Origin of the sequence: Microbacterium sp. K41 (assembly GCF_004794395.1) — a bacterium.
Lineage (GTDB): Bacteria > Actinomycetota > Actinomycetes > Actinomycetales > Microbacteriaceae > Microbacterium > Microbacterium sufflavum.
Genome location: NZ_SSDO01000436.1, coordinates 1 through 12,568, shown reverse-complemented (window position 1 = coordinate 12,568; position 12,568 = coordinate 1). Strand labels below are relative to the sequence as shown.

14 protein-coding genes are annotated in these 12,568 nt (G+C 70.9%); 10 read left to right on the top strand and 4 right to left on the bottom strand.

Features of this window, described 5'->3' with window-relative positions:
* The 3 genes from purQ to DW309_RS13710 form a co-directional block, all read right to left on the bottom strand.
* Positions 1-692 (bottom strand): phosphoribosylformylglycinamidine synthase subunit PurQ (purQ, locus tag DW309_RS13720; RefSeq protein WP_136045687.1); only part of this gene is annotated, 692 nt, incomplete at its 3' end.
* A complete protein-coding gene (gene purS / locus DW309_RS13715; protein ID WP_136045686.1) occupies positions 689-937 on the bottom strand; it encodes a phosphoribosylformylglycinamidine synthase subunit PurS in 249 nt (82 codons plus the stop codon). The genes purQ and purS, both read right to left, overlap by 4 nt.
* Positions 938-1,008: 71 nt before the next feature.
* Entirely contained in the window at positions 1,009-1,542 is a 534-nt protein-coding gene (locus tag DW309_RS13710) for an adenine phosphoribosyltransferase (RefSeq protein ID WP_136032790.1), read from the bottom strand.
* Between the two features lie 145 nt (positions 1,543-1,687).
* Here DW309_RS13710 and DW309_RS13705 point away from each other — a divergent pair, with 145 nt between their 5' ends.
* The 6 genes from DW309_RS13705 to DW309_RS13680 all read left to right on the top strand — a co-directional run bounded on the left by DW309_RS13705 (position 1,688) and on the right by DW309_RS13680 (position 8,436).
* Positions 1,688-2,998: an ABC transporter substrate-binding protein gene (locus DW309_RS13705; RefSeq protein WP_136032792.1), complete on the top strand. Its 1,311-nt coding sequence runs from the start codon at positions 1,688-1,690 to the stop codon at positions 2,996-2,998.
* A 115-nt stretch (positions 2,999-3,113) separates the two neighbouring features.
* On the top strand, positions 3,114-4,157 hold the full coding sequence (locus DW309_RS13700) for a carbohydrate ABC transporter permease (RefSeq protein WP_136036124.1): 1,044 nt from the start codon (positions 3,114-3,116) through the stop codon (positions 4,155-4,157).
* Positions 4,154-5,044 (top strand): carbohydrate ABC transporter permease, encoded by an 891-nt coding sequence (locus DW309_RS13695; RefSeq protein WP_136032796.1) that lies wholly within the window; start codon positions 4,154-4,156, stop codon positions 5,042-5,044. Before DW309_RS13700 ends, DW309_RS13695 begins: the two co-directional genes overlap by 4 nt.
* Positions 5,045-5,049: 5 nt before the next feature.
* A complete protein-coding gene (locus DW309_RS13690; RefSeq protein ID WP_205812777.1) occupies positions 5,050-6,516 on the top strand; it encodes a GH1 family beta-glucosidase in 1,467 nt (488 codons plus the stop codon).
* A gap of 91 nt (positions 6,517-6,607) precedes the next feature.
* The gene (locus DW309_RS13685; RefSeq protein WP_275090546.1) at positions 6,608-7,606 is read left to right on the top strand and encodes a LacI family DNA-binding transcriptional regulator; all 999 of its coding nucleotides are present in this window, start codon (positions 6,608-6,610) and stop codon (positions 7,604-7,606) included.
* A 158-nt stretch (positions 7,607-7,764) separates the two neighbouring features.
* Positions 7,765-8,436: a TetR/AcrR family transcriptional regulator gene (locus DW309_RS13680; RefSeq protein WP_136032801.1), complete on the top strand. Its 672-nt coding sequence runs from the start codon at positions 7,765-7,767 to the stop codon at positions 8,434-8,436.
* Positions 8,437-8,453: 17 nt separating this feature from the next.
* Here DW309_RS13680 and DW309_RS13675 read toward each other — a convergent pair whose 3' ends face one another.
* Positions 8,454-9,110 (bottom strand): GntR family transcriptional regulator, encoded by a 657-nt coding sequence (locus tag DW309_RS13675; RefSeq protein WP_136032803.1) that lies wholly within the window; start codon positions 9,108-9,110, stop codon positions 8,454-8,456.
* Positions 9,111-9,282: 172 nt separating this feature from the next.
* On the opposite strand from DW309_RS13675, the gene DW309_RS13670 reads away from it, so the two are divergent.
* From DW309_RS13670 to DW309_RS13655, 4 genes are read left to right on the top strand one after another with little or no spacing between them, the layout of a single operon-like run.
* On the top strand, positions 9,283-10,560 hold the full coding sequence (locus tag DW309_RS13670; RefSeq protein ID WP_136045684.1) for an NRAMP family divalent metal transporter: 1,278 nt from the start codon (positions 9,283-9,285) through the stop codon (positions 10,558-10,560).
* 4 nt (positions 10,561-10,564) lie between these two features.
* Positions 10,565-11,329, top strand: a complete 765-nt coding sequence (locus DW309_RS13665; protein ID WP_136045683.1) for a LamB/YcsF family protein — start codon at positions 10,565-10,567, stop codon at positions 11,327-11,329.
* Between the two features lies 1 nt (position 11,330).
* Positions 11,331-12,131: a putative hydro-lyase gene (locus DW309_RS13660; RefSeq protein ID WP_136036120.1), complete on the top strand. Its 801-nt coding sequence runs from the start codon at positions 11,331-11,333 to the stop codon at positions 12,129-12,131.
* Positions 12,131-12,562, top strand: a complete 432-nt coding sequence (locus DW309_RS13655; RefSeq protein ID WP_136045682.1) for a carboxyltransferase domain-containing protein — start codon at positions 12,131-12,133, stop codon at positions 12,560-12,562. Before DW309_RS13660 ends, DW309_RS13655 begins: the two co-directional genes overlap by 1 nt.
* Positions 12,563-12,568: the final 6 nt, after the last annotated feature.

Sequence of the window (12,568 nt, the reverse complement as noted above, 5' to 3'; positions counted from 1 at the left end):
GCGACCGCGGCGATCGCGCTCGCGAAGAAGCCCAGGCCGTCGACGCCGCTGCGCATGGCCGCGGTCGTGTCGGGGCCGAAGCCCGGCTCGGTGGCGTGCTCGGGGTGCGGCATGAGCCCCACGACGTTGCCCGCCTCGTTGGTGAGCCCGGCGATGTCGCGCAGCGAGCCGTTCGGGTTCACGCCCGCATAGCGGAACGCCACCAGGCCCTCGCCCTCGATGCGGTCGAGCGTCTGCTCGTCGGCGATGTAGCCGCCGTCGGCGTTCTTCAGCGGGATGACGATCTCCTGGCCGGTGCGGAAGGCGTTCGTCCACGCGGTGTCGGCGTTCTCGACCGTGAGGCGCTGGTCGCGGCGCACGAAGTGCTGGTGGTTGTTGCGGATCAGTCCGCCGGGCAGCAGGTGCGCCTCGACCAGCATCTGGAAGCCGTTGCAGATGCCGAGCACGGGCAGGCCCTTCGCGGCGGCCTCCTTGACCTCGGTCATGATCGGGGAGAGGGCGGCGATGGCCCCGGCGCGCAGGTAGTCGCCGTAGCTGAAACCGCCCGGCAGCACGAGGGCGTCGACGCCCTCGAGGTCGTGTGCGCCGTGCCACAGGGCGACGGGTTCGGCGCCCGCGAGGCGGACGGCGCGCTGTGCGTCGACGTCGTCGAGCGAGCCGGGGAAGGTGACGACCCCGATGCGCGTGGTCACTCGGCCACCTCGATGCCGACGACGTCTTCGATCACGGCGTTGGAGAGCACCTCGTCGGCGAGGCGCTTCGCCTCGGCGAGCACCTCTTCGGTGACCTCGCCATCGACGGTGAGCTCGAAGCGCTTGCCGATGCGCACGTCGGTGAAGCCGTCCACGCCCAGGCGGGCGAAAGCGCCGGAGACGGCCTTCCCCTGGGGGTCGAGCAGTTCGGGCTTGGGCATGACGTCGACGACGATGGTGGGCATGACGGCTCCAGGAGTCGCGGGCGGACGGGCGCCCCCAGTCTACTGCCCTCGCACCGGCGCTCCCCGCGGGGTCAGGCGGAGTGGAAGACGGTGTGCAGGTCGCCGATCGCGTCGCGGCCGCCGAGGCCGTCGATCTCGAACAGCACGGAGATCCCGGCGACGTGGCTGCCCAGACGCTCGACGAGCTGTCGGCCCGCGGCGAGGGTGCCTCCGGTGGCGAGCACGTCGTCGATGAGCAGCACGCGGGAGCCCGCCGGGAGGTCGTCGTGCATCTCGATCGTGGCGGTGCCGTACTCCAGGGCGTAGTCCACCGAGGCGGCGGGACGGGGGAGCTTGCCGGCCTTGCGGATGGGGATGAGCCCGACCCCGGCGGCGATGGCGGCGGCGCCGGCGAGGATGAAGCCGCGCGCCTCGATGCCCGCGACCACGTCGAACTGCCCGGCGAAGGGCTCGATGATCGCCTCGGTCGTGACCCTCAGCGCCTCGGCGTCGGCCAGGAGGGGGGTGATGTCGCGGAAGACGATCCCGGGCTCGGGGTAGTCGGGGATGCTGCGGATGAGCGACTCGGCGCGGATGAGGGCAGGGGAGAGCGTGGCTTCGGGCACCGGTCAAGGGTACGCCGCCTTCCCGGGTGCTTCCGCGCTTGACACCGTGGGAGCGCTCCCATATGGTTGCAGACCATGGCCGTGGGAGCGCTCCCATGCCATCCCGATGCACCACACCGCACGACCACCCACAAAGGAGTGAACTGTGAACACACGTGCCCGCACCCGGATCCTGGCGCCCGTCGCCCTGGCATCCGTCGCCGCCCTCGCCCTCGCCGGCTGCTCCGGCGGCAACGGCGGCGGTGACGCCGGCAGCGCCGACGAGGAGATCACGCTGACCGTCACCACGTTCGGCACCTTCGGCTACGACGACCTCTACGACGAGTACGAGAAGGCGCACCCGAACGTGAAGATCGAGGCCACCAACATCGACACCGGCGGCAACGCCCGCACCGACGCGTTCACCAAGATCGCCGCCGGCTCCGGCCTCAGCGACATCGTGGCGATCGAGGAGGGCTGGCTCGGCGCGATCATGGACGTGTCCGACACGTTCGTCGACCTGCGCGACTACGGCATCGAGGACCGCAAGGACGACTGGGTCGACTGGAAGTACGGCCAGGCCACCGACGCCGAGGGCCGCGTCATCGGCTACGGCACCGACATCGGCCCGAGCGGCATCTGCTACAACGGTGCCGCGTTCGAGGCCGCCGGTCTGCCCAGCGACCGCGAGTCCGTCGCCGAGCTGCTGAACGGCGACTGGGACAACTACTTCCAGGTGGGCGCCGACTACACGGCCAAGACCGGCAAGGCCTGGTACGACCACTCCGGCTTCGTGTGGAACGCCATGGTCAACCAACTCGACGAGGGCTACTACACCGCCGACGGCGAGCTCAACGTGGAGGGCAACGACGAGCTGAAGAAGCGCTTCGAGCTGCTGGGCGCCGCGACCGAAGGCGGCCAGTCCGCCGCGCAGACCGCGTGGGATTGGAACGGCGGCAAGTCGTTCGTCGACGGCACCTTCGCGACGTTCGTGTGCCCGGGCTGGATGCTCGGCGTGGTGCAGGGGCAGATCGAGGCCGGCGGCGGCGACGCCTCGACCGGCTGGGACTTCGCCGACGTGTTCCCCGGTGGCGCGGCCAACTGGGGTGGTGCGTTCCTCTCCATCCCGGAGACCTCGCAGCACAAGGAGGCGGCGGCCGAGCTCGCCGACTGGCTCACGCAGCCCGAGCAGCAGGTGAAGCAGTCCGCCGCCGCGGGCAACTTCCCCTCGACCGTGAAGGCGCAGGAGACCCTCGCCGCAGACGCCACCCCCAACGCGTTCTTCAACGACGCGCCGACCGGGGCGATCCTCGCCGAGCGTGCCAAGGGCGTCGTCGCGCAGTTCAAGGGCGCCGATGACTCCGTGATCCAGGAGAACGTGTTCGGTCCGGCGCTCAGCAGCCTCGACCGCGGCGAGACCGACACCCAGGGCGCGTGGGACCAGGCCATCGGCCTGCTGAACGAGCTGGTCGGCTGATCACTCGGGGCGTCCTTCGTCTCGTCGCCGGCGCTCCTCGCTCAGGAACCGGTGCCTCCGGTTCCTGAGCGAGCCGAGCGAGACGAAGGGCGCCCCCACCGAACGAGGACACCCCATGACACTCACGCACGACCGCCCCGACACGGTGCCCGCGTCGTCGCAGCGTCCGCCCGCCGACACCGGTGCGAAGCGGCCCTGGCGGCACCGCCTCTCCCGCTTCGACCAGAACGCGTCGCCGTACTTCTACATCTCGCCGTTCTTCCTGCTGTTCGGGCTGGTGGGCCTGTTCCCCCTCCTCTATACGGTGTGGGTCGCGGTGCACGAGTGGGATCTGCTGAAGGGGGAGGGCGACTTCGTCGGGCTCGGCAACTTCGTCGAGATCCTCGGCGACGGCATGTTCTGGAACTCGATCCGCAACACGCTCAGCATCTTCCTGCTCTCCGCGATCCCGCAGCTCGCGGTCGCCCTGCTGATCGCCTACCTGCTGGACCGCGGTCTGCGCGCCCCGACGTTCTGGCGCATGAGCGTGCTCATCCCGTTCGTGGTGACCCCGGTCGCGGTGGCCATCATCTTCTCGAGCATCTTCAACGAGGCGGACGGCCTGGCCAACAACCTGCTGAACCTGATCGGCATCGCGGATCAGCAGTGGAAGCACGACACGGTCCTGTCGCACATCGCGATCGCGGTGATGGTGAACTTCCGGTGGACCGGTTACAACGCCCTCATCCTCCTCGCCGCGATGCAGGCCGTGCCGCGGGACCTGTACGAGTCGGCCGCGCTCGACGGCGCCGGATCTGCGCGGCGCTTCTTCTCCATCACGATCCCGACCATCCGCCCCACCCTCATCTTCGTGATCATCACGGCCACGATCGGCGGCCTGCAGATCTTCGCGGAACCGCGGCTGTTCGACGTCTCCACCGCGGGCGGCATCGGCGGCAGCGACCGGCAGTTCCAGACCACGGTGCTCTTCCTGTGGGAGCTGGCCTTCTTCCGGCGCAACCTGGGTGAGGCTTCCGCGGTCGCGATCCTGCTGTTCCTGCTCATCGTGGGCATCGGCCTGATCAACTTCCTCGTCTCGCGGCGCATCTCCACCGGCGACGCCCCGAAGAACCGCGCGGCCCGCCGTCGCGCCCGCACCAGCAAGGAGGAGGCGCGATGACCGCCACGCAGGCCCTCAGCGTCCCGGAGCGCATCCGCCGCCGTCGGGGCGCCGCATCCGGCACCGCCGGCATCGGCAGCCGCCCGGGATTCCTCACCTACGGGCTGCTCGCGGCCTTCGTGCTCGGCAGCGCCTACCCCCTGTGGTGGTCGTTCGTGGTCGCCAGCGGCACCAACGCGACCAGGGGGGAGACGCTGCCGCTGATCCCGGGCGGGAACTTCCTCGCGAACGCGGCCAAGGTGTTCGACGCGATCCCGTTCTGGCTCGCACTGGGCAACTCGGTCCTGATCTCCTCGATCATCACGCTCTCGGTCGTCACCTTCTCCACCCTCGCCGGCTACGCCTTCGCGAAGCTGCGGTTCCGGGGACGCGACGGGCTGATGGTGTTCGTGATCGCGACCATGGCGATCCCGACGCAGCTCGGCATCATCCCCCTGTTCATGCTGATGCGCGAGCTCGGGTGGACCGGATCCATCGGCGCGGTGATCGTGCCGACCCTGGTGACCGCGTTCGGGGTGTTCTTCATGCGGCAGTACCTGGTGGACGTGATCCCGGACGAGCTCATCGAGGCGGCCCGCATGGACGGCGCCGGACAGTTCCGCACGTTCCTGACGGTCGGGGTGCCCGCCGCCCGTCCGGCCATGGCGATCCTCGGCCTGTTCACGTTCATGACCGCGTGGACCGACTACCTGTGGCCCCTGATCGTGCTTTCCCCTCAGAACCCCACGCTGCAGACGGCCCTCAGCCAGCTGCAGTCGGGCTACTACATCGACTACTCGATCGTGCTCGCCGGTGCGGTGCTCGCGACCCTCCCGCTCCTCGTGCTCTTCGTGGCGGCGGGACGGCAGCTGGTCAGTGGCATCATGGCGGGCGCGGTGAAAGGATGACCCCTATGACGCGTGCCTTCCCCTCGGACTTCCTCTTCGGCGCGGCGACGGCGGCCTACCAGATCGAGGGTGCCGCCTTCGAAGACGGGCGCACCGCCTCCATCTGGGATGCGTTCGCGCGCGAGCCCGGCGCGGTGGTCGGCGGCGACAACGGGGATGTGGCGTGCGACCACTACCACCGGTACCCGCAGGACGTCGCGCTCATGAAGGACCTCGGGTTGCAGACGTACCGGTTCTCCACGTCGTGGTCGCGCGTGCGGCCCGACGGCGGGGCCGTGAACCGCGCGGGCGTCGACTTCTACAGCCGCCTGGTCGACGAGCTGCTCGCGGCCGACATCCTGCCCTGGCTCACGCTGTACCACTGGGACCTGCCGCAGGCCCTGCAGGAGAGCGGGGGATGGACGAACCGCGACGTCGTCGACCGCTTCCTGGACTACGCGGGCACCGTGCACGACGCGCTGGGCGACCGCGTGAACGTGTGGACGACGCTGAACGAGCCGTGGTGCTCGTCGTTCCTCTCCTATACGGGCGGCGAGCACGCGCCGGGGCACACCAGCATCGCGGAGGGGCTGCTCGCGTCGCACCATCTGCTGCTCGCCCACGGCGCCACGGTGAAGGAGCTGCGCGGGCGCGACTCGTCGCTCAACCTCGGCATCACGCTCAACCACACCGTCGCCGACCCCGCCGACCCGCAGAACCCCGCCGACGTGGATGCCGCCCGGCGCCTGGACGGGCAGTTCAACCGCTGGTTCCTCGACCCGATCTACCGCGGCTCCTACCCGGCGGACGTCGTCGAGGACATCCGCGCGGTCGACCCCGAGGCGGTCGCGCGGTTCGAGGCAGCGGTGCACGACGGCGACCTCGAGACCATCGCGCAGCCCATCGACACGCAGGGCGTGAACTACTACCACGGCGACCTCGTCTCCGGCACGGCGCCCGCGACGACCGCGACCGCCGAGGAGGGCGGCCCGGCGACCTCCCGACCCACGCGCAGCCCGTATCCGTCGAGCGACGGCATCCACGCGGTCGAGCGCGGGCTGCCCCGCACGGCGCAGCACTGGGAGGTGCAGCCGGAGGGGCTCACGCGACTGCTGCAGCGCGTGTGGGCCGAGTACGCCGAGCCCGCCGGGGTCGTGCTGTACGTCACGGAGAACGGCGCCGCCTACGACGACGAGCCCGTGGTGGAGGACGGTGAGACGCGCGTGCACGATGCCGACCGCACCGAGTTCCTGCGCCTGCACCTGAACGCCGTGCTCGATGCGGTCGAGGCGGGCGTGGATGTGCGCGGCTACTTCTACTGGTCGCTGTTCGACAACTTCGAGTGGGCGTGGGGCTACGACAAGAGGTTCGGCATCGTGCGCGTCGACTACGACACCCAGGAGCGCACGCTGAAGGACTCGGCGCACGAGTACCGTCGCATCATCGCGGCCAGGGAGCTGGCGCCCGTCCCCGGTGAGCCGGCCAGGGCCTGATCGGGGCGGGCGGCGCGGCGTCGCCCGGCGATCCGTGGTCTCCGGCGGGGCATCGCGTGGTCGACAATAGGGCCATGGAAGAGAGCGTGCGGTGATGTCGCCCAGGGCGACCATCGAAGAGGTCGCGGCCGCGGCGGGTGTCTCCCGCTCGACCGTGTCGCGGGTCGTGAACGGCTCGACGGCGGTGAGCCCCGAGGCCCTCGCGGCCGTGCGCGCCGCGATCGACGACCTCAACTACGTGCCCAACCGGGCGGCCCGCTCTCTCGCCTCTCGGCAGACGCACGCGATCGCGCTGATCGTGCCGGAAGACACGACGCGGTTCTTCGGCGACCCGTTCTTCGCGGCCATCGTCGCCGGGATCACCGGGGCGCTCGGCAGCTCCGACTACCTGCTCAACCTGTTGATCGCGAGCGACGACCCCGGCGACAAGATGACGAGCTTCGTGCGCAACGGTGGCGTCGACGGCGCCCTCATCGTGTCGCACCATGCGAGCGACGGCTTCGTTGACCGGATCGCCGATGCGGTCCCGGTCGTGTTCGGCGGGCGGCCGGTTCGCCGCAGCGCGGGCGACTACGTGGTCGATGTCGACAACGTGGCCGGGGCGCGCGTGGCCACGCAGCGGCTCATCGACATCGGGCGCTCCAGGATCGCCACGATCTCCGGTCCGCTGTCGATGATCTCCTCGACCGACCGCGTGCAGGGCTTCCGGGATGCGCTCGCGGATGCGGGTCTCGCGCCGTGCGCCGAGGAGGAGGGCGACTACAGCGAGGCGAGTGGTGCGGAGGCGGCTCGTCGGCTGCTCGCGTCCGGTCGTCCCGACGCGATCTTCGTGGCGAGCGACCTGATGGCACGCGGAGCGCTCACGGCGCTGCGCGCGGCGGGGGTGCGGGTGCCGGAGGACATCGCCCTGGTCGGCTTCGACGACTCCTCGGTGGCGGTCAGCACCGATCCGGCCCTCACCACGGTGCGCCAGCCGATGTATGCGCAGGGCGAGACTATGGCCCGCGTGCTGCTGTCGCGGCTGGCAGGCGAGGACCCGCCGCAGACGACGATCCTGCCCACCGAGCTCGTGGTGCGCGGCTCGGCCTGACGCGCGCACGGGTGCGGCCCTGACGCCCCCTCATGGCCAGGGATGCACCCGTGCGTCGGGTGGGGGCGAACCCCGCGAACGCATGAACTGAACAGACGTTCAACATACACGCTACACGGAGCGGCGATATTCTTGTGACCCCGGGAGGTGGTCGCCGCATGGCCCGAACCGACGAGCAGAACCGCCAGGCGCGCGAGCGCGCCCGCGAGAACATCCTGCAGGCGGCGATCGCGGTCTTCAGCGAGCGCGGAGTCGCCGGTGCCAGCATCGCCCAGATCACCTCGCGAGCCGGCGTCGCCCAGGGCCTGGTCAACTACCACTTCGGCGGCAAGGAGCAGCTGGTCGCCGCGGTGATCGACCGCTGGTTCGAGACCGTGCTCGGGCTCGCGCGGGTGGACGGCACCCCCGACGAGATGCTGGCCGCGATCATCGACGGCGCCCTCATGGCCACCGCGTTCGCGATGCCGCTCCAGCGCGCCGTGCTCGCGATGCAGCAGCAGCCCTCCACGCACCGGCTCTTCGCGGAATCGGAGCAGCGTCACGCCGAGGCGGCGACCGCGGCGGAGGACGCTGTGCGCGAGGTGTTCCGCGCGCGCGGAGCCGACGACCCCGCGCTGGAGGAGGTCATGCTCCGCAGCACCCTCGAGGGCGTGTTCGTGAAGTACTGCGTCTTCGGAGACACGTATCCGCTGGAGGAGGCGCGGCGCTGGCTGCACCGGCGCTACGGACTGCCGGAACCGGCGGCCCCGATGCCCCTCGACGTGCCGCCGCGGACCGGCGAGCCCCGGCCCCGGGCCACCTGGGCGCTCCGGCCCGACCCGAACGCCTGACCTCGGTGCCCGGTGCGTCAGTCCAGGTGCATGCGCGCGAACGCGCCGAGCACCACCCGTTCGGACTGCACCAGGTAGCGCTCGAGCTCGGCGGCGCCCGCCTCGGCGCCCCTGCTGAGGAAGGTGTCGAGCACGGCGCGGTTCTTGCGCACGAACGGCTCGTGCAGCGCCCGCGGGTCGTCGATCTTCAAGAAGGCCAGACGCAGCTCGGCCGCGACGTTGCGGTACGTGCGAGCCAGGCGCGGACTGTCGGCGAGGTCGACCAGCGCCACGTGGAACGCCATGTTCGCGCTGCCGACCGTGCGCCACGCGGCGGCGTCGTCGCGGGAGACGCCGGCCACGGCGGCCTCGGCGGCCGCGACCGCCTCCCTCATGCGCTGCACGGCGGGGTGCTCCGGCTCGGACTGGCGCAGGGCCGTGCACTCGATGATGCGGCGGGCGCGATAGATGTCGATCACGTCGGCGATCGACGGGGAAGCCACGGAGACCCCACGGTGCGGGACGTGCTCGACCAGGCCCTGCTCCGCGAGCACCCGGAACGCCTCGCGGAGCGTGTTGCGCGACACGTCGAAGCGCTCGGCGAGGGCGGACTCCGACAGGCGGGAGCCGGGGGCGACGTCGCCGTCGATGATGAGCTGACGGAGCACGTCGGCGAGCGGGCCCTGCTGGTTCATGCCTTCATCGTAGGTGCGGGGCGGGCGGCGGGCCGGGATCGGGTCTCGGCGGGAATCACACGACGGCAATCGCGCTGTAGCACGACGGAAACATGATTGTTGAACAATCGGTGTCTGTCCGTTCTACACTGGGTTTCGATCCGACACCCACCAACGACGATGGGACCCCCCTATGTCCGAGCAGTCCACCGCCGCCCTCTCCCCGGAGGACGAGGCCCGCGCCGCCCACGCGAAGAAGCGCGCGGGACGCAGTGCCGTCATCGGCGCCATCTTCCTCATGGCCACGAGCGCCATCGGGCCCGGCTTCATCACGCAGACCGCCACCTTCACGGCGCAGATGGGGGCCGCGTTCGCGTTCGCGATCCTGGTGTCGATCCTGGTCGACATCGCGGTGCAGCTGAACATCTGGCGCATGATCACCTCCTCGGGCAAGCGCGCCGGCGAGCTCGCCAACAGCGCCATCCCGTTCTCCGGGCACGTCATCGCCGTGCTCGTGGTGATCGGCGGCCTCGCGTTCAACATCGGCAACATCGCCGGGGGTGGCCTCGGTCTCAACGCCCTGCTCGGCATCGACGCGAAGATCGGCGGCGCACTCACCGCGGCGCTCGCGATCATCATCTTCCTGGTGAAGAAGGCCGGCAGGGTGATGGACGTCGTGCTCATCGTCCTCGGCATCGGCATGATCGTGATGACCGTGGTCGTCGCCCTGATCGCCCAGCCGCCCATCGGCGACGCGCTGCGGCAGACGTTCGTGCCCGACCAGCTCAACTTCGCCACCATCACCACCATCGTCGGCGGCACCGTCGGCGGCTACATCACCTACTCCGGCGCGCACCGCTACCTCGACTCCGGCCACGTCGGCCCGCAGTACGCGAAGCCCGTCATGCGCGCCGCGGCCAACGGCATCCTCGTCACCGGCATCATGCGGTACGTGCTGTTCCTCGCCATCCTCGGGGTCGTCGCCTCCGGTGTGGCACTCGACCTCTCGTCGCAGGCCGCGAACCCGGCCGGGCAGGCGTTCGGCGCCGTGCTGGGCGACGCGGGTCTGCGCATCTTCGGCGCGATCTTCTGGGCCGCCGCGATCAGCTCCGTGATCGGCGCCGCCTACACCTCGGCCACGTTCCTGTCGACGTTCACCGCGAAGCTGCACGGCGGCTGGCCCCTGCAGCTCGCGACCGTCGCCTTCATCGTCGTCTCGCTCGGGGTCTACCTCGCGATCGGCACGGCCCCCGCGGCGATCCTCGTGTTCGTCGGCGGCTTCAACGGCCTGATCCTGCCGATCGGCCTCACGGTGTTCATGTACATCGGCTGGTTCCGGCGCGACCTGCTCGGCGACCGGAAGTACCCGATGTGGCTGCTGATCGCGGGTACCGTCGTGACCGCCCTCACCTGGTACATGGGTGCCGTCTCGATCGGCCCCATCTTCGCCTTCCTCGGAATCGGAGCGTGACGACATGGCGACCATCGACCTGAACTCGGACCTCGGCGAGAACGTCCCCGACCGGATCGTCAGCGACGACGCCAGCATGCTGCGCATCGTCACGAGTGCGAACGTGTCGTGCGGTTTCCACGCCGGCAGCCCCGAGGGCATCCGCGAGACGCTCGCTGCGGCCGTGGCGGGAGGCGTCGTGATCGGCGCGCACCCCGGCTACCGCGACTACGAGAACTTCGGGCGCACGAAGGTCGACATCGACTCCGCGACGCTCCAGGCGCACGTCGAGTACCAGCTCGGCGCACTCCTGGGGCTCGCGGCCGCGGTGGGCGGTCGGGTCTCGTACGTCAAACCCCACGGCGCGCTCTACAACACCATCGCCCGCGACGAGCGGCAGTCGAAAGACGTGGTGGCGGCGATCCGTGCGGTCGACCCCTCGCTCGTGCTGCTCGGGCTCGCGGGAGGCGTGGTGCTCGACGTCGCGCAGCGGGCGGGGCTCGCGGTGGCCGCCGAGGCCTTCGCCGACCGCGCCTACCAGCCGGACGGACAGCTCGTGTCGCGCACCGAGGAGGGCGCCGTGCTGCACGACCCGACCGCGGTCGCCGAGCGCATGGTGCGCCTCGCCGCCGAGGGCGTGATCCGGGCGATCGACGGCACCGACGTCGCGGTGTCCGCCCAGTCCATCTGCGTGCACGGCGACAGCCCCGGCTCGGTCGCGATGGCCGCCGAGACGAAGCGCCTGCTGCAGGCCGAGGGCATCACGATCGCCCCGTTCGCCGGAGTCTGACATGTCCGTGCTCGCCACCACCGACCAGCTCACCGCTGCGCGCGCCGCCCGCGCCGCGCACCGGGCGGGACACTCCGCGCCCACCAGCGGCGTCGCGCCGGGACTGACGCAGGCGAACCTCATCGCCGTGCCTGCCGACTGGGCGTTCGAGACGCTGCTGTACGCGCAGCGCAACCCGAAGCCCTGCCCCGTGCTCGAGGTGATCGAGCAGGGCCAGGTGGAGTCACGGCTGGCGCCGGGCAGCGACATCCGCACCGACATCGGCCGTTACCGCATCTGGCGCGACGGCGAGCTCGCGGAGGAGGTGACCGACGCGACGGCCGCGTGGGCCGAGCAGCCCGACCTCGTCGCGTTCCTCATCGGCTGCAGCTTCACGTTCGAGACCGGTCTCGTCGAGGCGGGCATCCCCATCCGTCACCAGGAGCTCGGGCGCAACGTGCCGATGTACCGCACGGCCGTGGACTGCGCGCCGGCCGGACGGCTGCGCGGCGAGATGGTCGTGTCGATGCGCCCGATCCCCGCGGACCGCGTGGCCGACGCCGTGCAGATCTCCGCCCGCACGCCGGCCGTGCACGGCGCACCCGTGCACATCGGCGACCCGGCCTCGCTGGGCATCACCGACCTGTCGACCCCGGACTTCGGCGACGCCCCCGAGCTGCGCGACGGCGAGATCCCCGTGTTCTGGGCCTGCGGCGTGACCCCGCAGGCGGCGATCATGGCGTCGAAGCCGCCGTTCGCCGTGACGCACGCCCCCGGGTACATGTTCGTGACCGACGTGCCCGATGCGGAGTACCGGGTCTGATGCGCATCCTCACGGCCTCCGACGGCGCGCTCCTGGTCGAGGCGGACGACCTCGAACAGGCCATGCGGCTCAACCTCGCGTGGGACGGCGTGCCCGGCGTGGTCGAGCGCATCCCCGGCGCGCGCACGGTGCTGGTGCGCTACGACCCGCTGCGCACCACGGCCGCCGCGCTCGCCGGGGTGCTCGCCGCGACCGAGGTCGACGCCGCCGAGCTCCCCGATGCGGGCGAGGTCGAGGTGCCGGTGCGCTACGACGGGGAAGACCTCGACGAGACGGCGACGCTGCTCGGGGTGTCGGCGGAAGAGCTCGTCGCGCGTCACCTCGCGGCCGACTGGCGGGTCGCGTTCTCGGGCTTCGCGCCCGGCTTCGGCTATGCGGTGAGCGACGACGCGCTGTTCGACGTGCCGCGCCGCTCGTCGCTCACCGCATAGCCGAAG

Bases quoted from the DNA above. Each gene is read 5' to 3' on its own strand.
- purS (WP_136045686.1), bottom strand. From the start codon at position 937: ATGCCCACCATCGTCGTCGACGTCATGCCCAAGCCCGAACTGCTCGAC.
- DW309_RS13700 (WP_136036124.1), top strand. From the start codon at position 3,114: ATGACACTCACGCACGACCGCCCCGACACGGTGCCCGCGTCGTCGCAG.
- DW309_RS13695 (WP_136032796.1), top strand. From the start codon at position 4,154: ATGACCGCCACGCAGGCCCTCAGCGTCCCGGAGCGCATCCGCCGCCGT.
- DW309_RS13690 (WP_205812777.1), top strand. From the start codon at position 5,050: ATGACGCGTGCCTTCCCCTCGGACTTCCTCTTCGGCGCGGCGACGGCG.
- DW309_RS13680 (WP_136032801.1), top strand. From the start codon at position 7,765: ATGGCCCGAACCGACGAGCAGAACCGCCAGGCGCGCGAGCGCGCCCGC.
- DW309_RS13675 (WP_136032803.1), bottom strand. From the start codon at position 9,110: ATGAACCAGCAGGGCCCGCTCGCCGACGTGCTCCGTCAGCTCATCATC.
- DW309_RS13670 (WP_136045684.1), top strand. From the start codon at position 9,283: ATGTCCGAGCAGTCCACCGCCGCCCTCTCCCCGGAGGACGAGGCCCGC.
- DW309_RS13665 (WP_136045683.1), top strand. From the start codon at position 10,565: ATGGCGACCATCGACCTGAACTCGGACCTCGGCGAGAACGTCCCCGAC.
- DW309_RS13660 (WP_136036120.1), top strand. From the start codon at position 11,331: ATGTCCGTGCTCGCCACCACCGACCAGCTCACCGCTGCGCGCGCCGCC.
- DW309_RS13655 (WP_136045682.1), top strand. From the start codon at position 12,131: ATGCGCATCCTCACGGCCTCCGACGGCGCGCTCCTGGTCGAGGCGGAC.